The organism is Actinosynnema sp. ALI-1.44 (assembly GCF_001984155.1).
Lineage (GTDB): Bacteria > Actinomycetota > Actinomycetes > Mycobacteriales > Pseudonocardiaceae > Kibdelosporangium.
This window is the reverse complement of the sequence record NZ_MTQO01000051.1, coordinates 60,460-81,776: the sequence shown is the minus strand read 5'-3', so window position 1 is coordinate 81,776 and position 21,317 is coordinate 60,460. Positions and strand designations below refer to the sequence as shown.

The 21,317-nt window shown below is 69.2% G+C and carries 20 protein-coding genes; 5 read left to right on the top strand and 15 right to left on the bottom strand.

The window, feature by feature from the left end; genetic code table 11:
- Positions 1 to 46 precede the first annotated feature (46 nt).
- Positions 47 to 1,333 carry a family 43 glycosylhydrolase gene (locus ALI144C_RS35580; protein WP_083753674.1) on the top strand — a complete coding sequence of 429 codons (1,287 nt, stop codon included), beginning with the start codon at positions 47 to 49 and terminating at the stop codon, positions 1,331 to 1,333.
- A gap of 252 nt (positions 1,334 to 1,585) precedes the next feature.
- Here ALI144C_RS35580 and ALI144C_RS35575 read toward each other — a convergent pair whose 3' ends face one another.
- Positions 1,586 to 2,026 (bottom strand): hypothetical protein, encoded by a 441-nt coding sequence (locus ALI144C_RS35575; RefSeq protein WP_076991632.1) that lies wholly within the window; start codon positions 2,024 to 2,026, stop codon positions 1,586 to 1,588.
- Between the two features lie 87 nt (positions 2,027 to 2,113).
- Between ALI144C_RS35575 and ALI144C_RS35570 the strand changes: the two genes are divergently transcribed.
- Complete coding sequence (locus ALI144C_RS35570; RefSeq protein WP_076991631.1) at positions 2,114 to 2,776, top strand: helix-turn-helix transcriptional regulator; 663 nt, start codon at positions 2,114 to 2,116, stop codon at positions 2,774 to 2,776.
- A 79-nt stretch (positions 2,777 to 2,855) separates the two neighbouring features.
- Positions 2,856 to 5,027 carry a hypothetical protein gene (locus ALI144C_RS35565; protein ID WP_143231065.1) on the top strand — a complete coding sequence of 724 codons (2,172 nt, stop codon included), beginning with the start codon at positions 2,856 to 2,858 and terminating at the stop codon, positions 5,025 to 5,027.
- 13 nt (positions 5,028 to 5,040) lie between these two features.
- Here ALI144C_RS35565 and ALI144C_RS35560 read toward each other — a convergent pair whose 3' ends face one another.
- The 4 genes from ALI144C_RS35560 to ALI144C_RS35545 form a co-directional block, all read right to left on the bottom strand.
- On the bottom strand, positions 5,041 to 5,322 hold the full coding sequence (locus ALI144C_RS35560; protein ID WP_076991629.1) for a hypothetical protein: 282 nt from the start codon (positions 5,320 to 5,322) through the stop codon (positions 5,041 to 5,043).
- 106 nt (positions 5,323 to 5,428) lie between these two features.
- The gene (locus ALI144C_RS58755; protein ID WP_330359637.1) at positions 5,429 to 5,974 is read right to left on the bottom strand and encodes a CHAT domain-containing protein; all 546 of its coding nucleotides are present in this window, start codon (positions 5,972 to 5,974) and stop codon (positions 5,429 to 5,431) included.
- Between the two features lie 26 nt (positions 5,975 to 6,000).
- Entirely contained in the window at positions 6,001 to 8,616 is a 2,616-nt protein-coding gene (locus tag ALI144C_RS58750) for a CHAT domain-containing protein (RefSeq protein WP_076991628.1), read from the bottom strand.
- A 36-nt stretch (positions 8,617 to 8,652) separates the two neighbouring features.
- Positions 8,653 to 9,450 carry an MBL fold metallo-hydrolase gene (locus ALI144C_RS35545; protein WP_143231063.1) on the bottom strand — a complete coding sequence of 266 codons (798 nt, stop codon included), beginning with the start codon at positions 9,448 to 9,450 and terminating at the stop codon, positions 8,653 to 8,655.
- Between the two features lie 86 nt (positions 9,451 to 9,536).
- Between ALI144C_RS35545 and ALI144C_RS35540 the strand changes: the two genes are divergently transcribed.
- A complete protein-coding gene (locus tag ALI144C_RS35540; RefSeq protein WP_076991627.1) occupies positions 9,537 to 10,733 on the top strand; it encodes a metal-dependent hydrolase family protein in 1,197 nt (398 codons plus the stop codon).
- A 153-nt stretch (positions 10,734 to 10,886) separates the two neighbouring features.
- Positions 10,887 to 11,102: a hypothetical protein gene (locus tag ALI144C_RS35535; RefSeq protein WP_076991626.1), complete on the top strand. Its 216-nt coding sequence runs from the start codon at positions 10,887 to 10,889 to the stop codon at positions 11,100 to 11,102.
- 26 nt (positions 11,103 to 11,128) lie between these two features.
- Here ALI144C_RS35535 and ALI144C_RS35530 read toward each other — a convergent pair whose 3' ends face one another.
- The 10 genes from ALI144C_RS35530 to ALI144C_RS35485 all read right to left on the bottom strand — a co-directional run bounded on the left by ALI144C_RS35530 (position 11,129) and on the right by ALI144C_RS35485 (position 21,309).
- Entirely contained in the window at positions 11,129 to 12,097 is a 969-nt protein-coding gene (locus ALI144C_RS35530; protein ID WP_168211428.1) for an ArsR/SmtB family transcription factor, read from the bottom strand.
- A gap of 480 nt (positions 12,098 to 12,577) precedes the next feature.
- Positions 12,578 to 13,246 carry a response regulator gene (locus tag ALI144C_RS35525; protein ID WP_076991624.1) on the bottom strand — a complete coding sequence of 223 codons (669 nt, stop codon included), beginning with the start codon at positions 13,244 to 13,246 and terminating at the stop codon, positions 12,578 to 12,580.
- Positions 13,219 to 14,541, bottom strand: coding sequence for a sensor histidine kinase (locus ALI144C_RS35520; RefSeq protein WP_202819134.1), 1,323 nt, complete (start codon positions 14,539 to 14,541; stop codon positions 13,219 to 13,221). The genes ALI144C_RS35525 and ALI144C_RS35520 overlap by 28 nt, the downstream gene beginning before the upstream one ends.
- Before the next feature lie 100 nt (positions 14,542 to 14,641).
- Positions 14,642 to 15,010 (bottom strand): nuclear transport factor 2 family protein, encoded by a 369-nt coding sequence (locus ALI144C_RS35515; protein ID WP_202819133.1) that lies wholly within the window; start codon positions 15,008 to 15,010, stop codon positions 14,642 to 14,644.
- Positions 15,007 to 16,296, bottom strand: a complete 1,290-nt coding sequence (locus tag ALI144C_RS35510) for a glutamate synthase-related protein (RefSeq protein WP_076991623.1) — start codon at positions 16,294 to 16,296, stop codon at positions 15,007 to 15,009. Before ALI144C_RS35510 ends, ALI144C_RS35515 begins: the two co-directional genes overlap by 4 nt.
- Positions 16,293 to 17,279, bottom strand: coding sequence for an asparagine synthetase A (locus tag ALI144C_RS35505; protein ID WP_076991622.1), 987 nt, complete (start codon positions 17,277 to 17,279; stop codon positions 16,293 to 16,295). The genes ALI144C_RS35510 and ALI144C_RS35505 overlap by 4 nt, the downstream gene beginning before the upstream one ends.
- A gap of 16 nt (positions 17,280 to 17,295) precedes the next feature.
- A complete protein-coding gene (locus tag ALI144C_RS35500; RefSeq protein WP_237774478.1) occupies positions 17,296 to 18,537 on the bottom strand; it encodes a methylaspartate mutase in 1,242 nt (413 codons plus the stop codon).
- An 8-nt stretch (positions 18,538 to 18,545) separates the two neighbouring features.
- Entirely contained in the window at positions 18,546 to 19,019 is a 474-nt protein-coding gene (locus ALI144C_RS35495) for a cobalamin B12-binding domain-containing protein (protein ID WP_083753672.1), read from the bottom strand.
- Positions 19,016 to 20,038: a class I SAM-dependent methyltransferase gene (locus ALI144C_RS35490; protein WP_083753671.1), complete on the bottom strand. Its 1,023-nt coding sequence runs from the start codon at positions 20,036 to 20,038 to the stop codon at positions 19,016 to 19,018. Before ALI144C_RS35490 ends, ALI144C_RS35495 begins: the two co-directional genes overlap by 4 nt.
- Positions 20,035 to 21,309 (bottom strand): MFS transporter, encoded by a 1,275-nt coding sequence (locus ALI144C_RS35485; RefSeq protein ID WP_076991620.1) that lies wholly within the window; start codon positions 21,307 to 21,309, stop codon positions 20,035 to 20,037. The genes ALI144C_RS35490 and ALI144C_RS35485 overlap by 4 nt, the downstream gene beginning before the upstream one ends.
- Positions 21,310 to 21,317: the final 8 nt, after the last annotated feature.

The window sequence follows — 21,317 nt, the reverse complement described above, 5'->3', positions numbered from 1 at the left end:
ATTTGGTTGCTGTATGACAGGAAGTACCCTGCATCGGAGGCGACCCATGCGCATGCTCCTGGTCCCACTACTGGTCCTCACGGCCGTACTCGGCGGAAGCGCCGCGACCGCGGCCGTCCCGCCCAAGGCCGTGATCACCGCCAACTTCCCCGACCCGGACGTGTTGCAGGTCGGCAGCACCTACTACGCCTACTCGACAAGCAGCCAGGCCGGGCGGGTACAGGTCGCCAGCGCGCCCTCGGCGTCCGGGCCGTGGACCGTGCACGGCGACGCACTGCCGAACAAACCCGTGTGGGCGGGCAACGGCGGTTTCTGGGCGCCCGACGTGTCCCGCCGTGCCGACGGCAGATACCTGATGTACTTCACCGGACCCAGCGCGGCCGTCGGGCGGATGTGCCTCGGCGCGGCCACATCGGCCAGCCCGACCGGCCCGTTCACGGCGACCGGCGCCAACCCGCTCGTGTGCAACGCCGCCGAGGGCGGCGACATCGATCCAAGCAGCTTCGTGGACACGAACGGCACGCGGTACCTGTTGTACAAGAACGACGGCAACGCCGTCGGCAAGCCCGCGATCGTGTGGTTGCAACAAGTCCAGGCCGACGGTGTCACGTTCGTCGGTGGCCGCACCGAGTTGATCCGCAACGACCGCCCGGAGGAAGCCGGGGTCATCGAGGCGCCTGTACTCGTGCGCCGGGCCTCGCAGTACGTGCTGTTCTACTCGGGCGGCTCGTATGTCAACAACGGTTACTTCACGAACTACGCCGTCTCGCCGTCGATCACGGGCCGGTACACCAAGGCGTTCCGGCCGCTGATGACCACCGCCACGTTCGACGGCGCCGTGCAAGGCCCCGGTGGCGCGGACGCGCACCCCGATCGGATCTTCTTCCACGGCTGGGTGAACAACGCGCGGTACATGTACGTCGCCGAACTGGGATGGGCCAACGACTATCCCGTCGTGCGAGGCAGCCGGGTCCGCCACGAGGCCGAGCGCGGCGCCGTCAACCACGCGGAAGTCCGCAACGGCGTGCCCGGCGCGTCGCAGGGATCGGTCGTCGGAAAGCTCGACTACAACGACAGTTGGGTCGACATCACCGTGTACGCGCCCGCCGCGGGCAACTACACCGCACATGTCCGGTACGCGGCGGGTTACGGCGACGCACAGCACACGGTGACGGTGAACGGCGGCACGCAACACGTGGTGACCTACCCCAACCGGGGCTGGGACAAGTGGAGCGAGGTCGCACTGGACGTCACGCTCAAGCCCGGCTGGAACACGCTGCGGTTCCAGTACCGCTCGCGGTGGGCCGAACTCGATTACGTCGAACTGGCCTGACGGACCCTGTCAAGCGAAGGAGCCATCTGCCGTGTCCTGACCTTGCTGGTGGACCCGGCGGCGGACGCCAGCGCGCTGCGGTTGCTGATTTCGGCCGCGGAACGTCACGTGCCGGTGGAATGGCACATGACCGGCGGTCTGCCGTGGCCGCTGCGCACTGTCGTCCACCTGCCGCCGCCCGCCACGGGTGATCTCACTGACCAATGGCGACGGGAGCACATCACGGGCCTGTGCATCTGCCGAACGGGTGGGTCAGAGCGTCGCGCGCCTGGGCGCGTAGCGCACCGCGAGCCTGGCCAGTGCCACCGCGGCGACCAGCAGCCCGAAGTCGCGCAGCGCGACGTCGTAGAACCCGGGGATGGTGAGCAGGTTGACGATGATCCCGAGCAGCCACGCGGCGACGAGCCAGCCGCCGAACCGCGGGATCAGCAGGACGACGACACCGGCGACGATCTCGATCACGCCGACGGCGTACATGGCCGCCTGCGCGTCGCCGGGGACGATGCCGTCGATCCACGACGCGAGGTAGACCGGCCAGTCGACAAGCAGGTTCGCGAACTTGTCGAGGCCGAACAGGATCGGGGCGACGGTGAAGACGGTGCGGAGCAGCAGGAACGCCTGGTAGGCCGGTTCACGCAGGGCGGCGCGGTCGATCAGGCCGGGGTGGGGAGATCTTGCGACATCACCGGACATGACCCATCTCCTTCTAAAGCCAATGTCCGTTAACGTTAGAACTGCGCCCCGGTTTTCGTCAACGTGCACTTGTTTTAGAGTGGAGTCGTGGATCAACCACTGGCCGACCGGGTGGCCGCGGTGGCGGCACTGGACGAACCGACCCGGCGCAGGCTCTACGAACACGTGGTCCGGCACCCCACCGCGCTCAGCCGCGACGAGATCGCCACCGCGCTCGGGATCCCGCGCGCCACGGCCGCGTTCCACCTGGAGAAGCTGGTCGGCGAGGACCTGCTCGACGTCGGTTACGAACGGCGCAACGGCCGCAGCGGACCGGGCGCGGGGCGACCGGCCAAGGTCTACCGCCGGTCGGCTCGCTCCGTCGCCGTGCACCTGCCGGACCGCCGCTACGACCTGGCCGGGCACCTGCTGGCCACGGCCGTCGAGGAAGCCGACCGCACCGGCCAGCCGGTCCGTGCCACCCTCGAACGACATGCCTACCGATTCGGCAGGCAGCTCGGCGAGAACGCCGACGAGCTCGTCACCGCGCTCGAGGAGCACGGATTCGAGCCGCGGGCCGAGGGCGACCAGGTGCTGCTCGGCAACTGCCCGTTCCACACCCTGGCCCGCGAGCACACGCGGACCATCTGCGCGATGAACCTGCACCTGCTCGACGGCCTGCTCGCCGGGATGGGTGACACCGGCCTCACCGCCTGCCTCGACCCGCAGCCGGGACAGTGCTGCGTCCGGCTCGAACCCCGCTCGCTCTGACCGCTCACCCGGCAGACAAGAAAACCGCAAGCGCCCGCCCGTACGGTTCGGCTCGACGGCGCAAGCGAAGGGCGAACGGGTGGGGATTCGGCGGCGCGGGGTGACGGCAACGCTGGTGGGGCTGACGCTGGTGGCCACCGGATGCGACGACGATCCCACACGAACAGCGGTACAGGGCAGCGAAGTCGGCATGCCGACCAGCACACCGCCGAGCACGGCCGTCGAGGCGGGCACCTTCGCCTACACCACGCCCGGACGAGTCACGCTGGCACGTGGCCGTCAGACACTCGCGTCGGTGAGCACCGGGGATCCGGTGCGTTTCGCGGAATGGACCGCGGACGGCAGCAGGTTCGTCGCGGCGAGCGCCACACGGCTGATCTCCATCGACACCGCCACGGGCGCCAAGGCCGAAGTGGGTTGCCAGTGCTACGAAATCGCCGTCGCCGCCGGGAAGGTGTTCGTTCTCGACGAGTACGGCGGCCAGGATCTCGCTGTCCACGACGTCGTGACGCTGGAACCCGCGGGCCGGATGAAGCCGTCGCCCGGCACCGAGCGCGGGCTCGTGGCCGTCACCGGCGCCGGTGAACGGGTGGTGACGTTCCAGATCAACGGTGACGGAGCGCGGTGGACCGCTGACGTGGTCGTCGTCGACCAGACCGGCGGCACACCGCACAAGTTCGGGGAAACCACGATAGCCTCGGATTTGGCTTACACACCCACGGGATGGGACGGAAAACCGAAGGTCGCGTATGTCGTCATCGGAACGAGTGGCTCGTCGACCGGTCAGTCGTCGGTGGTGTGGTTCGACCCGGCGACTCCCGGTGTGCAGGCCGAGACGCGCAACCAGGAACTGCGGGCGCTGCCGCCCGGTGTGTCCGAAAAGGACTGGAACAACACCGTGGGCAACCTGTGGTGGGCGGCGGACGGCACGGTTCGCGTCGACGCGTCGACCTGGACGTGCAGCGGTGACCAGCCGTTGGCGGGTCCCCGGTGCGACAAACCGGCCCCACAGGGGCAGTGGAAGTTCGACGGCGCCCGGTGGCAGCGGACCGAGGAGCACGGTCTCACCAGCCGCCGTGAACTCGGCGGCGACCTGTCGCTGGTGCGGCGCAGGCCGAGCGCGACCAGCGAGGAAACGGCTCTCCTGCTCGACGAGAAGGGCGCGCTCGCGCCAGTGGCGGACAAGGTGGGTCGCGTGTGGACCCCGCCGTCGAGTCGGGCGAAGGCACCGAGAATCACCCTGCCAGAGGTGAAGAACGTGGTTGCCACAACGGATCCGGCCCACCCGTACAGGGTGACCCTGAAGTGGGACCCGGTTGCCCGCGCGGTCGACTACCAGGTCCTCACCGCGCCCGGATGCGACCTTTTGCCACCGTCCGTCGCGGAGTACAAACTCCAGAAGAAGGACCTGGGCACGGCGACAACGTGGACACACGACCAAGTCACCAGCGGCTGCATGAACTACATCGTCGTCGCGGCCGGACTCGGCGGTGAGAGCCCGCGGCAGTGGCCCGGCACACGAGCGTGGCCCTACGAAACCAACACCACCTTCGCGAAGGCGCGTAGCCGGTACTTCGAGGCAGCTCCCGACCCCGGCGATCGAATATCCACGATCACGCTGAGCCCGTCGGCCGATCACGGCATCGTCGTGGTCCGCGGCTTCATCAGGAACAAGGACGAGTTCACCGAGATGATCGGCGACCACCGCGGGTTCGGCACCGATCCCTACGCGTCCGCCAAGGTCGGCATCGCGTGGGACACCGCGACCGGCGAGATCGGCGTCTACGTCCACAGGTCGTGCGTGGCTGGCGCCAACGTCCCCAAACCGTGGGTGGCCGGGTGCAAGGACGCACTGCCGATCCAGTTCATCAGCGGCGCCGAGATGATCCGCGACGACATCGAAACCCCGGTGAACTACATCTCCGCCGTCAAGCGACCGGACGGTTCGATCCGCGTGGGCGTGTCCGCCGTGAACTCCTGGGGCAGCTTCCTCGGCCGGATCAACGCCCGGGTGATCCTGACACCGTCCGGTGACAGCTACACGGCGAACTTCTTCGGCGACAAGTTCCCGGCGTGGGAGATCTACCGATACCCGCGGACCGCCGTCATCGGCAGCGTCCGGCCCGTCGCGTACACCATCGCCACCCGCGACCAGACGTCCATCGACGACCTCAAGGGATACCCGACGATGTGCTTCGGCCATGGCACGGAACAACGCGAAGGCAAGGAACATCCCATGTCGTGCATGTGAGGCGGGGACGGCCTCACTCCCGATCCGACGGTTGGGGGTTCTGCATGGTGAGGCTTTCCCGGGGGTCGGGCTCGCGGGGCCGTCGAACGGGCATCCACCTGTCGAACCACGCGCGGTGCCGCCAGAACAGGTAACCGATCGCGAGCATGCCGAGCGGATGCGTGATCAGAACGCTCTCGCTGAACCACGCTTCCTCACCAGTGGTGAAGCCCGGTCCCCACACGCGCAAGAAGTTGACGATCCCCAGCGCGAACAGGAAAACGGCGGTGTAGAACAGCACACCCTTGCGCTTCATCAGGTTCCCCCAACCCTTTTGGTCAACGATATCCGTTTCGCGGGCCTGCCACCACCGCCGGGCTCCTTCGAGCTTTCGTCCACCCGGCGGGCCGGTCCGCGGTTCGTCACGCTCCGGCGTGCAGGTAGGCCGCCCACAGCGAAGGGGCCTGGGGGAACCGGTCGCGCAGACCCAGGATCGTCCGGTGCAGGGCTTCGGCGGCGCGGGTGGTGCGCAGGGCACCGCCTGTGTCGCTCAGTGCGCGGTAGAAGGCGTCGGCGACGTTGGCGGCGAGGGTGTCGCCGATCGCCCACATCGTCCCGATCACGTGCGGGAACCCCATGAGCTGGCAGGCGGACGTGAGGTGGATGGCCTCGTCGATCAGGTCGGCCCGGCCGGTGAAGGCGGTGCGGCAGGCGGAGAGGTAGGCCAGTTGGGCCTGGTCGAGCCGCACCTCGGCCAGGCCCGCCACGGTGAACGGGTCGCTGTCGTGGTCGTACAACAGCAGCGAACTGTTCGACGGGTCGGTCAGGTCACTCGACCCGTGGCAGGCGAAATGCGCCACCGCGCACTCCGGTAACCGGGCAAGGACGTTCGCCTTGGTCGGCAGCCGAATGCTGTCGCCCGTGCCCGCGTCCATGAGCAGCACCGGGCGCGGCAGGCGGCTGTGCAGCAGCAGGGCTTCGGCCGCGGCGTGCTTCAGGTGGCCTTCGACCCCGGGGTGGACGGCATCGCCACGATCAACGCCGACCCCGCGGGCACATCCGAATCGCGTTCGCGGGCGTGCCGCAGAGCCCGGACAGTCGGCGTGTAGGACGACACGACCCGGTCCATCACTGTGCGCTCGCCGGAAGTGTCGCCGTGGTAGCCCGCGGCGTGCAGGGGCAACAACCCCAGCAGGCCGCCCGGCGCCCACCACACCCGGGGCCACTTCGCTCCATCCGCTGGTCGTCCACTGTGGCCCAGCGCCCCGAGGACCGGCCCGGTCACGTTGTCCCACAACCATTCGAGCGTTTCGACTGTCCTGTCCGCCGAACCGGCCAGCGACTGGTGGAAGGTGTTGACACGCTGGACCACCGCGTCCAGCGTGAGTCCGGGCAGTTCGACCGAGGTGATGCCGTCCCGGGTGAGCAGCAGGGCGTCGCTGCGCAACCGGCTGACGTTGAGGGTCACGACGGGACCGGCCACGGCGCCGGCCACCAGGTGCTCGGTGGACGGCAGCAGCCCGTAGCCGGAAAACCCCGGCAGGGAACGGATCCGGGTCAGGGTCGCGGTCAGCTCGTCGATCAGGTGCAGCCGGTCGTCCACCGCTCGGGCGGCAGCGGGGTCCGTGGCCGCGTCGACCTGGTCCCGCAGTTCCGCCAGTCGCGCGGCGAGTTGCGGGTGTCGCTGCCGCAGGTCGTCGCGGGCCGCCAGGGCTTGGCTGAACAGCACCGCCCGGCCCGCCTCCAGCAGCCGCAACGCCCGTGCCGCTCGCTCGTCGCCGGACCCGCCACTGGCCGACAGGGCAACGGCGGCGGCATCGTTGGCCAGCCCGGAGAACTGGCCGATCGCGTACTGCTGGTCACTGCGGCGCAACCGCTGCGGTGCCAGGTCGGGCAGCAGCCGCACCGCGATCTCCAGCACATCCGCCACACGGTCCGGTTCGGTCGACGCGGCCAGCGCGGCGGCCGCCCTGGCCGCGGTGATCCGTTCCGCCGGTGCCGCGGACCTGACCCTGGCGGCCCGGTCGAACGCGACCAGCGCGGCGTCCCGATCATCCCGCGCGGCGCGGTGGTCGAACCGGTCGCGCAAGGCGATCCCCAGATTGGTCAGCATGCTCGCCTGGTCGGGGTGGTCCGGGCGGGTGGCCGCCACCGCGTCGGCGAACGCGCTGACCGAACCATCCACATCGGACAGTTCGGCCGTCCGCCCGAACCGGCTGTGCAGCGCGGCACCGAGGCCGCTCAACAGCCTGGGCCGGTCCAGGTCGTCCGCCGGGGCGGTCGCCAGTGCGTCGGTGAGGAAGGTGATCACCGCGTCGAGGTCGGCGGGCACGCCTGTCCGGCCGTACCGAACCCGGAGGGTCCCGGCCAGTTCGGCCTGTACCCGGACCCGGTCGGCCGCGCGAGCGACCCGCAGCGCGGCACGACCTGTCTGAACGGCCTCGTCCAGGTCCGCCGGTGCCCCGGCGCGTTCGAACCTGACACGCAACGCGGTGCCCAAGTTGGTCAGTTGCAGTGCGTTGGCGGTGGGGCTCGCCCGCACCGCCTGTCTGAAGGCCTGGATCGCCTCCTCCAGGTCCGCCATCGCCCCGGTGCGTTCGAACCGGGCCCGCAGCGGGATTCCCAGACCGCTCAGCATCGCGGGCCTGTCGGGGTGGTCCGCCGGGGTGGCGGCCACGGCTGCGCGGCCCGCCGCCACAGCGGCGTCCAGATCCGCCAGCGCCCCGGTGAGCCGGAACCGCGCCTGCAGCGTGAGGTCGAGACTCGCCAGCACCTTGGCCCGCAGGAAGTGGTCGACGGGCGTGATCCGCACGGCCGCATGGCAGGCGTCGACGGACGCGTCCAGGTCCGCGGGAGCACCGGCGAGTTCGAACCGTTCCCGCAGCGCCCAGCTCAGCTCGTACAGCGATCCCGCCCGGATGACGCCGGCGGCGGGATTCGCGGCCAGGGCCGCTTCGACGGTCTCGATGGCCTCGTTGAGGTCCTGCGGCGCGGCAGTGCGCGTGAACCGGGCCCGCAGAGCTTCGGCCAGGTCGGTCAGGTGTGCGCCGCGGATCTCCGGTGGGTAGTCGGCGGGAACGGCCCGCACCGCCGCCCTGCCTGCCTCGATCAGCGCGTCCAGGTCCTCGGCGGTCGCGGAGTGTTCGAACCGCTGCTTCACGGCCATGGTCAGGTAGCCGAGGATCACCGGCCGGTCGGGGTGGTCGGCCGACGCGTCCGCGATGCGTTGCCACAACTCGGCGGTGTGGACGAGCAGGTGGCCGGGCAGGTCTTCGCGGCCGAGCAGGTCGATGGCGTGCGGCGCGGCCTCGTCGGCGAGCAGGGGCCTCAGCGGTCGCGGCAGTCCTTCGACACCGTCGATGAAGCACGGGGTGAACAGGGTGACGCAGGTCCTGAGATCCTCCTTGCCGCCCTTCGGCGACAATGCGTGATACCGGTACCAGTGCAACCAGCCCAGCACGAACCTGGCTTCCCGGTCGCGGTCGCTGCCGAGCGCCGCGGTGAGTTGCCGTGCCTCGGCGAGGGCTTCCGGTTCCAGTGCGAGTGCGAAGTCGCGGTCAGCGGCTATCCGGTCGAGCCGGGTCTGGACCGCTGACAGCCAATGCTCCATGCCGTCGATTCTTCCGCCCGACAGCGACGACAGCCATCACAGAACCGTGAACGGCTCGCTCAGATGCGGAGTCGCCAGCACTGCCCCGGCGTCCCGTGCCCGTGCCAGCAGGTTTGTGCGTGTGTCGCGTGCTTGCCGCTGGTCCTCCTCGTAGACGTACGACACCGACGGCGCGACGAGTTGCACCGCGTGGACCAACACGTCGCCCGTCACGATCAACTGCGCGTCACCCGACTGGACGATCACCGACTGGTGTCCCGGGGTGTGCCCGGGTGTGGGGACGAGCGTGACTGATTCACCGGAACTCGTCCGCAGCACGACCGACTCACCGGTGATCTCGTCGAGTTGCCCGGCGTCCCGCAGCGGCCGCACCGCCCACGAGTACATCGGCTCGGCGGCGGCGAGCCACTTCGTTTCCGCGTGCTGCACGACGTACCGGGCGTTGGGGAACACCGGCGTGCCGTCCGGGTCGACCGCCCATCCACAGTGGTCGGTGTGCAGATGCGTCAACACGACCGTGCCGACGTCGGCCGGGTCGATGCCTGCTTCCGCCATGGCCTCGGGCAGTCGTCCCGGTACCGGCGCCCAGGCGCGGGCCGGTGCCGTCGCGGGGCCGATGCCCGCGTCGACCAGAGTGACCCGGCCGTCCGCCGCACGGATCGCGTACGCCCGGAAATCCAGCCACCACTTGCCGTCCGCGCCGAACGCCGCCGGATCCGCGGCACGGGCCGACGCCCATTCGCGCTCGCCCGCGTCGGGGAATCCCGCTGCCCAGTCCAGAAACGGCCCCCGTGCGTCACGCAGCGCGACGATCTGCCACCCGCCGATCATCATGGGCCACACCCTATCGCCGCACTTCACCGGTGGCGCTAGCCTTGATTGGCACACCAAGTACGCAACCGCGATGTGGGGGACGCCGGATGGCCACACTGTCGATCGTCAACGCCCAGGTGTTCGACGGGGAGTCCGACGACCTGATCCCCGGCACTGTGCACGTCGACGGCGACCGGATCGCCGCGGTCGGCCCGGACGCGCCGGGCACCGCCGACCGCGTGATCGACGCCCGCGGCGGCACTGTGCTGCCCGGCCTGATCGACGCCCACTTCCACGCGTACGGCATCAGCCTCAACGGCCAGCACATCGAGTCGACGCCGTTGAGCTACGTGGCGCTCGCCGGTGCGCAACGGCTGACGAACGCGCTCGGCCGTGGTTTCACCACAGTGCGGGACGTCGCGGGCGGCGATCCCGGGCTGGCCGCGGCGATCGAGCAGGGGCTCATCGCCGCCCCGCGTTACCTGTACACGGGCGCCGCGCTGAGCCAGACGGGCGGGCACGGCGACCCACGCGGCACCGACACCGACCTCTGCGGATTCCACAACCACATGTGCGAGGTCGTGGACGGTGTGGACGCGGTGCGCCAGGCGGTGCGCGACCGCTTCCGACGTGGCGCGCACGCGATCAAGATCATGACGTCCGGTGGGGTCATGTCGCTCACCGATCCGATCCGCCTGCCGCAGTACTCCGCGGACGAGATCGCGGCCATCACCGACGAGGCCCGTCGGCGCGGCAGTTACGTCGCCGCGCACGCGTACTCACCGGAGGCGATCAAGCACTCGGTCGAGAACGGCGTGCGCTCCATCGAGCACGGCAACCTGCTCGACGCCCCCACCGCGGAGTTGATGGCCAGGCACGAGGCGTTCCTGGTGCCGACTTTGGCGGCGTACGACGCCATCGAGCGTCGGGGTGAGGAGTTCGGCCTCGCCGCCGTGTCGAAGGCCAAGAACCGGGAGGTCCTCGACTTCGGGAAGGTCGCGATCGAACTGGCCAGGGCCGCCGGTGTCCGGGTCGGGTTCGGCACCGACCTGATGGGCGGCCTGGAAGACGAGCAGTCGCAAGGCCTGCGGCTGCAGATCGAGGTGGACGGCGTGCTGAACACGCTGCGGTCGGCCACTTCGGTCAACGCGGACCTGATCGGCCGTCCCGACCTCGGCAGGGTGCGCGCCGGGTGCGTGGCCGATCTGCTTGTCCTCGACGGAAATCCGTTCGACGAGCCGGGAATTCTGGTGCGCGATCCGGACAAATGGACTGTCGTCCAGTCCGGCGTGCCAGTTGGCTGACCCGTCGGCGGCAATACTTACCAAGGCGGATACCAAAATGCTACTGGAGGTGGATAATCCGGTATCACCGAGTCGTTACTGTTGACGCATACGACGTGACAGGGGGGCAGCGACATGGTGCCGTACCATCCACCCAGACCGAGAACACCCGAAGTGGGACAGGAAACCGCGACGTCGGAATCCGATCGGGCGCCCGCGGGCGTGACCGACCTCGGTTCACGGCGAATCGCCAAGCTGGAGCGTGAGATCACCGAACTGCGGGCGGCGAACGAGGTGCTCAGGGGCGTCATCGAGGTGTTCGCCGCGACTGCCGTCAGCGAGTCGGCGAACCGCGCGAGGCGCGCCGACAACGACCTGCGATGGCCGTGACGGCACGCCTCGTCATTCGCCGCTCGTCAAACGCACTTGCGGATCTCGACCCGGTTCTGTGCCGACAGCCGCCGCATCGCCAGTGAAATCGGCGATCTCGGCGCCACCGATGCCGGTTCCTGTGTCTGCAGCAGCGCGACACCGAGTTGTGTCAACGAATGTACAGCGGTGTTGCGTGAGCGGGTGGTGGCCACCAGGCCCGCCTCACGCAGGACTGTCGCGTGTTTGCTCGCCCCGGCCATCGATATCCCCAGCCGTTGGGCCAGTTCCCCGGTGGAACAGCTCTCGGTCAACGCCTGCAACGCGGCCGCCCTGGTGTGCCCGACCAGCGCGCCGAGGGCCTGTTCGTTGCCTTCGGCGGCGGTGGAGAAAGCCGAGATGAACGCGGGCCCCGCCGACGCGGGGAACACCAGCGCCGGCAGTCCCGTCTCCTGCTCGGTGTGCAGGAACACCGCGACCGTCCGGCCGGCGAGGAAGACCGCGGGGTACAGCAGCAGCCCGCGTCCGCCCAGGTGGATCTCGGTGTCCGGGTCGCCGGGGATCTCGAGCACCGGCGGATTCCACCGCACCCGCGGGTGCAGCGTGGTCAGCATGTGGTCCATCCCGTTGGTGATGCCGATCCGGCCGCGGACGTCCCGTTCGGCTTCGAGCGCGCCGCGAATCGAGTTCCAGTGCGGTCTGACCACCACCTGGCAGAAATCCAGCACGGCGTCGTCGATGGAGCGCGCAGCGCGCTCGTCGTGTCCTTTGCGCTGCTGTGCGCGTGCCCGGTCGATCAGCCACAGCAGGTCCGGGATCGGCCGCTGTTCGGTGAGCAGCCGGTGGATCCTGTTCGGCTGTGACCCCAGTGACCGGCGCACGTGCTTGCGCCACTCGCCGTGCGCCTCCCCGGATCGACCGAGCAGGTCGAGCGCGAAGATGCTCTCGGCCACCGGGCTCTGCCCGGCCGCCATCTGTAACCGACCGAGGTCCTTGGTCGTGAATCGTATTCTCACCACTGCCCCCAGTACTCCTCGACGCATTCCGTTAGGAGAAACGAGGCCGAATGCCAGCACCCCGGCTCTCCCCCAATAGAGCCATGCGCCCAATTGTCCGCGTCATCCCCAGAGGTCCATCTTTCGCGGATACGGCATTGTATGAGGGCTGGCTGATCCGGCACAACCGACGGTAAATGGTCAGGCCGAGTCCTGGCCAGGCCCCGGCGGCGCGTGGCCCTGGCCAACTGGCCTGCGAATTCAACGCACGAGCGAAACAGAGCCTCCGCACGGCCGTATCCCACCGGGGCCGCACGCAGGCGTTACACCTGCTCCAGACGGCGTAGCGCACTGACCGGACCGGTATACACGAGATTGAATATTGTCACAAAGTGTAGAACTACCTATACCCCCATTAGGGCCAGCATCTTTCAGAACGACAACACCCTGATGGGGACACGTTCCGAACGTCCAACTGGTATCCCAGCCGAGGCGGGACATTCACTTGCGGAGATACGTCAATACGGCGAGCACACGGCGATGTTCGTTCATGTCGACCAGCCCGAGTTTCGTGAAGATGTTGCCAATATTCTTGGCCACCGCGGCTTGGCTGACACACAGTGTCTCGGCTATGGCGCTGTTGGTTTTCCCCAGCGCCATCAGCGTCAGCACCTCCAGCTCGCGCGGTGTCAGCCGGTCCAGTGCTTCCTTGCGCCGCTTGCTGTGCAACAACGAGCGGACCGCCTCGGGATCGATCACCGTGTGACCGTCCGCGATGCGCTCGATCGCCTCGATGAACTCGGTGACGGCGCCGACCCTGTCCTTGAGCAGGTAGCCGAGTCCGCCGCTGGTGCGGGCCTCGGTTTCGAGCAGCTCCAACGCGTACGTCGTGGCCACGTACTGGGTCAGCACCAGGACACCGAGACTGGGATGCCGCGACCGCAGCTGCGCCACCGCGCGCAGGCCCTCGTCGCTGTAGTCGGGCGGCATCCGCACGTCGGTGACCACGACATCGGGTTTGATGTCGTCGACGGCCGCGACCAGGCCGGGGACGTCACCCACCGCCGCGACGACCTGGTGGCCGAAGCGGGCGAGCAGCTCGATCAGCCCCTCGCGCAGCAGAACGGCGTCCTCGGCGATGACTACCCGGAGACGGCGAGGCTCTGACATGGCACTTCCACGAACACCTGAGTCGGGCCACCGGACGGACTGGTGATCCGCAGTCTGCCCTCCACCACCGACAGCCGGTCAGCGAGCCCCTGCAGTCCGGTTCCGTCGGCAGGGTCGGCACCGCCGACGCCGTCATCGGTGACCATGAGTCTGAGCCGATCCCCCTCGAGTGCACCGGTCACGCACGCCGAGTGCGCGCCGCTGTGTTTGATCACGTTGGTCAGCGCCTCGCTGACCGCGAAGTAGGCCACCGTCTCGATGGCGGGCGGCAGGCGGTGCGGCAGGTCGATGCGGACGTCCACCGGCAGCGGGCAGCGGTCGGCGATGTCGCCGACGGCCGCCGCGATGCCGCGGTCGGTCAGCACCTGCGGGCGGATGCCGCGGATGAGTTCCCGCAGCTCGGCGAGCACCTGCTGGGCCTCGCCCTTCGCCCTGGTGATCAGCCGTCGGCCGTCCCCGCCGCCGCGGGAGGTCTCCAGTTCGGCCACGCCGAGCGTCAGCACCAGCGCGGTCAGCCGCTGCTGGGCGCCGTCGTGCAGATCGCGCTCGATCCGCTCCCGCTCGGCCTGGAACGCGTCGACCAGCCGGGTCCTCGACCTGGTCAGTTCGTGGATCTGCGTGTTGAGGTCGGTGTCCCTCGGGGTCAGCAGGTAGCGCGCGAGCGCGGACTGGGCGAGCGCCAGGTACCCGACGCCGTACGCGAACAACGGCATCAGGGCGAGCGAGATGATCACCAGCAGGGTCATGCCGAGGGTGCCCGTCACCGGCACGCCGACGTTCACGATCGGCCGGTAGTCCAGGATGAACTCCACCAGCGGCGTGAACGGCATGAACAGCATGGACAGCACCAGAGTCACCAGGACGATGTCCACGAACGAGAGCACGAGGGTGAGCAGCAGGGCGTACGCGAACTCGCGCCACGTCGCGGCTTCCCCCAGCCGGACGAGCAGCCACCTGCCGATCCCCTTGACCGGCAGGTGCACGCGGACTGTTTTCTGCTGGTTCTTGTCCACCACTCGCAGCCGGCGGCGTTCCAATCCCGCCAGCGGTACCGCGATCAGCAGATTGCCGACCAGGACGGCCAGGGTGAGCACGAGGAAACCGGAGAGTGTCTCCACCTCGAGCAACCACCGGTGCACCGCCAGCGTCGGCAACGCCATGACGAGCCCGCCACCCAGATAGCCGAAGGCACGCCACGGCCAACTGGACCCCAGGAAGGCACGATGACCACTGCGCAACGCCGTGCGCAGGTCAGTAGGAGCCATGGCCAGGCCATCGGACACGGCAGCCGACACGCGGGTTCCACCCCTTCTACCCCAGTATGAACACGACCTTACCGACCCTGACGGGATCGGTCACGCCGCGGAAGGGTTCCCGGTGCCGACTTCGACCCGATCAGACCAATGGCGCGTAGAAGTACGTGTACCGGCGTTCGAACCGGCCGTCGGCGGCGAACTTGAAGAAGTCGGCGAACCGCGCCGTCACCTCAGTGCCGTTCTTCAGCGTGCCCGCGAAGACGCCGCGCACCGCGACCTGGTCGCCCGCGTCCACGATGGACTCGACCACGTGCGCGCCTTCGCGGATCTGCCGCTGGGCGGTGAAGAACCTGGTCAGGCCGTCGTGGCCGACGATCGGGTCGAAGCCCGGCCGGTGGTACACCGCGTCCGGGGCGAACAGCCGGACCAGGCTGTCGAAGTCGGCCAGGTCGACCAGTTCGTAGTAGTGCCGCACCTGACGGCTGCGTAAGTCGGTTTCGATCATCATTGTCTTCTCCTCGTGTCGATGCCGGCGAGCGGCATGGTGTGGGTGGGTACCGGCAGGCCCGGCGCCCACACGTCCTTGATCCCCACCGAGCCCGGCGCGTACTCGCCGAGCGAGCTGATCAGCAGCCGCAGTTCGAACGCCAGGCAGTCGATCAGGCGCGTCAGGCCGTGCTCGGTGTCCTCGTCGGCGGCGAGCAGCCCCGCACGGCCGAGCCCGACCGCCCTGGCACCCAGTGCGAGGCACTTCACCGCCCGCGCGCCCTCCCAGACCCCGCCGGAGGCCAGCAGGCAGTGCGGTCCGGCGTCGATCTGGGTCAGGCATTCGCCCAGCGGCAACCCGACGTGGTCGAGGAACGCCAGTGGCGCCCAGCCGGTGCCGCCCTCGGCACCGTCCACGGTGACCGCGTCGGCACCGGCCTGCCACGCCACGGCCGCCGCTTCGCGGACGTCCCGGCCGGGGTGCAGCTTGACCCACGTCTTCGCGCGCGGGAAGTTGTTGCGCATCAACCTGATCTGCTGACGCAGGATCTCCGGGGTGAACGTGCCCGGGCTGCTGCACCGCAGCACGCGTCCGCTCTCGGCGCCGTAGACGAGGTCGAGCGAGTACTGGTCGCCGACGCGGTCGGCGTCGGCGCGGTCGAGGACCGTCATCCCGCCGATCCCGGGTTTGGCTCCCTGGCCCACTTTCAGCTCGAACCCGAGCCGCCCGGAGTCCAGCAGCGACCGGGTGGACGGGTCGCTGTAGACCAGGTTCCACACCTCGGCGTCGGCGTCCTCCGTGCTCTGCTGGACGACGAGGCCGCCGAGCCCGTCCGGCAGTTGCTCGGCGTACGCGCGGACCCGCCGCAGCAGTGACCGCTCCCCCACCGCCCCGAGACGGCCGTACCCGTTGACCGGGACGACGTTCTCGCCGATCACCACCGGAACTCCGAGCCGCCCGGCCTGCCCGCTGATCGCCAGGCCGATGTCGGGACCGGCGACCCGGGTCGACCCGAACGCCGAGAGGTAGACCGGGACCGGCGCGGTGAACCCGCCGATCACGGTGGTCAGGTCGACGTCGCCGTAGGTCGGTTCCCGTGCCAGGTCGAGGAGTTTGTCCATCCGGTTCGGCGTGAAGATCGGCGGCGCCAGCCGGATCGCGTCCAGGGGGTCGCGGTGCACTGCCCCGGTCGCCCCGTACACGGTCGTGCCGTAGCTTTCGACGGGCGGGAACGCCGCCGCGGCGCCGTCACGGGCCCGTGCCCGGATCGCCTGTTCGGGGAATCCCTCTGCCCGCAGCCGGTTCACCGCGACACCACACCGGGGATCTTGGGGTGCGCGGTGGTCTGCCACACCGAGTCCAGTCCGGCCAGGTACCGGGTGAACCGTTCGACACCGAGCCCGAACCCGGCGCTGCCGGGGATCCCGTCCCGCACCATCTCCAGGTACCAGCCGTACTTGGCCGGGTTCTCCCCGGTTTCCCGCATCCGCGCGACGATGGCGCGGTACTCGTGTTCCCGTTCGCTGCCGCTGCACAGCTCGCCGTAGCCTTCCGGGGCGATCAGGTCGAAGTTGCGCAGCACGCCGGGCTCGGTCGTGCTCTCCCGGTCGTAGAAGCCCCGGGATCCCTTGGGGTAGTCGGTGATGAAGAACGGCGTACTGGCCTTGCGGGACAGCGTCGCCTCGCCGACCCAGTCGATCTCCGCGTCCGGGTTCTGGTCGTGACCGAGGCCGTGCAGTTCGCTGACCGCCTGGCTGTGGCTGATCCGGCCGAACGGGGTGCCGAGCAGGTCGGTGAACGCCCCGGTGTCCCGGCCCAGCACGTCCAGTTCGTCGGCCGCGGCGTCGATCACGTGCCGCACGACCGACCGCACGAGTCCCTGTGCCACTTCGAGGATCTCGTCGCGGCCGACGTTGGCCACCTCGACGTCGATCTGGTGGAACTCGGCCAGGTGCCGCTGGGTGTTGGCGGTCTCCAGCGGCTCCAGCCGGATGTTCGGCGCGACGTAGAAGATCCGGTCGAACGCGAGCAACGAGGCCTGCTTGTACAGGATCGCGCTCGTCATCAGCTTGTACCGGTGACCGTAGTAGTCCACGTCGACCTGCTTGGAACCGCGTACGCCCGGGTCGGTGACCGGTCCCATGATGGGCGGCAGCAGTTCGACGAAGCCCGCGCGACGGAGGTGATCACGGGTCGCGGTCAGCATGTGGTGCTGGAGCCTGAGTGCCGCCCTGGTCACGTCGGATGTGAGGTGCTCCCGTGGTCCGGGTGCCTGCACCGGTTCGATCATGGTTTATCCCTGCTGGTCACGCGGGCACCGGTTGGTCGAACCGGCGCCGCTGGTAGTCGAGGTCGTCGAGCAATCGTCGGTGGGACAACGGTTCTCGGTGGACACGGACGGCCGCGGGCAGCGGCATCCGGCCGGTGTTCCACCACTCCAGCCTGCCGTCGGGCCCCACCACGCTCCTGGTCCGGTTGTCGTTGTCCGGATGCAGGCAGTAGGGCACGTCGAGCAGGCCCTTCTCGAACGCCAACGGCAGTGCCCGCGCCACTGTGGGTGCGCAGCCGAGCACTTCGCCGACCAGCGCGCTGGCCTGTTCGTGGATCCCCGTGTCCATCTCGGACTCCGAGGTCCCCGCCGGTTCGGACGCGGCGGCCTCGTGCGCGATCCGCAGCGCCTGGACGTTCTCCTCGATCGTGGGGATCCGGTGCGCCTCGGCGACGGTCTTCACGATCATCCGCTCGGTGCCGGTGCGCACGGCCAGCCGCGCGCTCTCGCGCAGCAGCCGCTTGGCACCTTCGGGGGTCCGCGGGAACAGACCCATGTAGGTGTACAGCACGACGTGCCAGTCCACTCCGGACAGGTGTTCGGCGCACAGCCGCCGCAGCGCGCCCAGCGCCTCGGCGTCCTGCTGCGGGTGCGTCTGCTGGGCGTAGCTCGCCGAGACGCTGCGCATGCCGTGTTCGACGAAGAACAGGCATTCCAGCACGCTGATCGCGATCAGCAGGCTGGGCGGGCACAGCTGGCCGAGCATGCAGCCGCCGAAGCTCTCCAGGTGGCATTCGTCCGGGTGCTCGGCGAGCAGCCGGGTCGCCCGCGTCCACGACGCCGTCGCCGTCCGCAGTGGGATCCTGCTGTACGGCAGGCAGTACGACACCGGCCCACCCTCGGTCGCCGTCAGCCCGGCGGCGAGCATGGTCCGGAAGATCCGTTCCGGCTGCGCCGAGCCGTGCCTGACCTGGACGGGGAAGTCGTCGGCCACCACCCCGTGCAGCATCCTCGCGGTGCGGTCCGCGCCGTGCGTGACGATGGGGAAGCCGTTGAGGTCCAGCCCGCGGGCCACCGCCCTCGCGGCCTCGTCGAACTGGCCGACCCTGGTGTAGCTGTCCAGGGTGACCGTGCCGATCGCGGGTACGCCCGACGCGCGCACGGCCAGCAGCCCGTCGCGCATCACCCGCACACCGGCGAACCCCATCCTCGGCTGCACCAGCAGCCGTCCCGCCTGGTGCCCGGCCGCGACGAACCGGCCGAACGGAGGATGCCGCACGGGGCCGGTCATACCGGCAGCCGCATGCGCTCGGCGACGAACTCGCGGAACCGCCCCATCGCCTCGCCGGTCTGGCCCGCGGCCACCGGGAACACCGCGTCGTAGCCGTGGTCGAGCAGGTCACCGGCCAGGCCGGTGTTCCTGTCCCCCACGACGCCGAGCGCCCCGCCGATCACCACGAGCAGGTCGGCGCACGCCGGGTCGGCCCGCAACGCGTCGATCACGCCGACGCCGTCGATGTAGCCGTGCCCGTTGACCGTGCTGATGACCACGCAGTCCGGCTGTTCGGCGCGGCACCGGTCGACCAGCAGGTCGACCGGCACGCACACACCGAGGTTGATCACCTCGTGGCCCATCTCCTCGATGAACAGCTGCAGCACGACCAGGTTCCACATGTGCGCGTCCGACGGAACGCTGGACAGCACGAACCGGCGGCGCGGGCCCGTGCCGGTGGTCAGCTCAGGGGCCAGCCCGGGGGTCACAGACGCTCCAACTCGAAGATGGCCGACACGGACACACCGATGGTGTGCTTGCGCAGGCAGCGCCACCCGCCCTCCTCGAAGACGCCTTCCCACTCCGCCATCGTCGGCAGGTACACGCCCATCAGGTCGTGGCCGACTTCGAAGCCGAGCGTGAAGATCGGCAGCTTGTCGTCGCTGTAGGTGTCGGTACGCGCGGTGTCGCCGAGCATGAACCGGCGTGCCGACGGGAAGGCCTCACGCAGCGCCCGCAGCGTGCGCACGCAGTTCTCCCTCGGCCAGAAGTCGTGGCCCATCATGAAGCAGGTGAGCAGGTCGACGTCGGCGAACTCGGGACGCGGCTGGATCGCGCGCACGTCGTCCTCGATGAAGCTCAACCGGTCGGCCACGTCGTTGCCCGCCGCCTCGTGGCGTGCCATGTCCAACGCGGGCACGGCGATGTCCACGCCGACGCCGGTGGATCCGGGATAGCGGCTGACGATCTGGATCAGCCGTTCGCCGCTGCCGGAGCCGAGGTCGGCGACCTTCGTCGGCGTGAAGTCCAGACCGTGCATCGCACCCCAGAACGCCGGGTCGAAGAAGCGTTCGTTGACCTCCCGGCAGGCGTAGCTGATCGCCTTGGCGTCCCGGCTGTAGAACTTGCCGACGCGGTTGGCGTTGCGCAGCACGTACGGCATCTTGATGAACAATTCACCGCTGCCCTGGGTGAGCCAGTGGAACAACGCCCGCTGCTCGAAGGCGGCCGCGAAGTGCTCGCCGGTCAGGACCGTGTCGCCCTGCCGTTCGACGATGCCCACACTCGCCAGCGCGGTCAACATCCCCATGGTGGCGGTCGGGTGCAGGTCGTTGCGCTCGGCGAACTCGGGCACGTTGAACTTGCCGTGCTTGTCCAGTTCGTCCAGCGCCCCGACCTCCCACGCGGCACCGATGGCGTTGGCCGCCACGGCCGAGTTGAAGATGTGGGTGGTCGCCGTTCCCACGGTCTCGTCCGGAGTGGTGGGACTGTTGTCGACGAGGGTCATCGGTCGTTCTCCAATCGAGTGGTGACTGTGACGGACTCCTGCTCGGCCTGTGCTTCGGCGGCGGCGAGCGCGGGGGCGAACCCGCGCATCGTCGGGCTGCCGGTGGCGAACGCCGCCAGCGCGGCGACACCCACCGCGCACAGCACGATCGCTGTCGTCGCCGAGGTCGACTCGGCGATCAGGCCGCCGAGCAACGGCCCCACCGCGACCGCGGCACCGCCGAGCAGGTTCAGCACGCCGCTGAGCCGCCCGCGCATCCGGTCGGGAGTCCGCATCATCTGGTAGGTGGTGAAGACGGTGTTCGCCGTCGGGGTGAGAAACGCCATGGCGCCAAGCAGAGCCGCCACGGTGACGACGTTGCCCAGTGACACCGCCAGCACTGGGACAAGCGCCGCGAAAACCCAGAACACGCCGATCACGGCGACGTACGGGCTGAGTGTCCGGTACAGCCACGGCGCTGCCAGCGCGCCGAGCAGGCCCCCGACGCCCAAGATGGACAACATCAACCCGGTGTCCGCGGACGACACGCCCCGCTGGGTCATCGCGGCGATGATCACGATGTACAGAGCGAAGAACGCGAGATTCAACCCCAGCGCGCACAACGCTGTGACGCGGATGAGGCGTTCCCGCCAGACCCACCGGATGCCGTGCCAGATCTCCGTCGGCAGGCCGCTGATCGGCGCCCTCGTCCGGTCAGTGGGCGGCAGCCGCAGGAACAACAGCATCAGCAGGGACAGGACGTGCGCGATCGCGCCTGCCAGGAACGGCACGAGCGTGCGGATGGCGAACAGGATTCCGCTCAGTGCCGTACCGGCCAGTTGGCCGAAGAAGCCACGCGCACCGACCAACGCGACCGCGGTCGACAACTGGCTGGCGGGCACGACTTGGGGCAGTGAGGCGTCTTCGGCTGGTTCGTACAACGCGTTGCACGCGCCCAGCGCGACCGACACCACCACCATCAGCGACACCGGGACAGGGCCTGCCCACAGTGTCACCACCATGGTCGCCAGCCCGACCGCCCGGATCGCCTCGCACGCCAGCATGACCGTCTTGCGGTTCCACCGGTCCACCAACGCGCCCGCGACGACGCCGACCACCACCTGACCGACCGCGTTGGCACCGGTCACCAGTCCGGCGAGGGCGGGCGAGCCGGTCGAAGCGAGCACGAGCAGCGGGAAGGCCAGCATCACCAGGTTGAAACTGACCTCGGACAACGCCCTGCTGCCCCACAGGAGGTGGTAGTTCCCGTTTCGCCGCAACGGAACAGTCATGGTGTCCC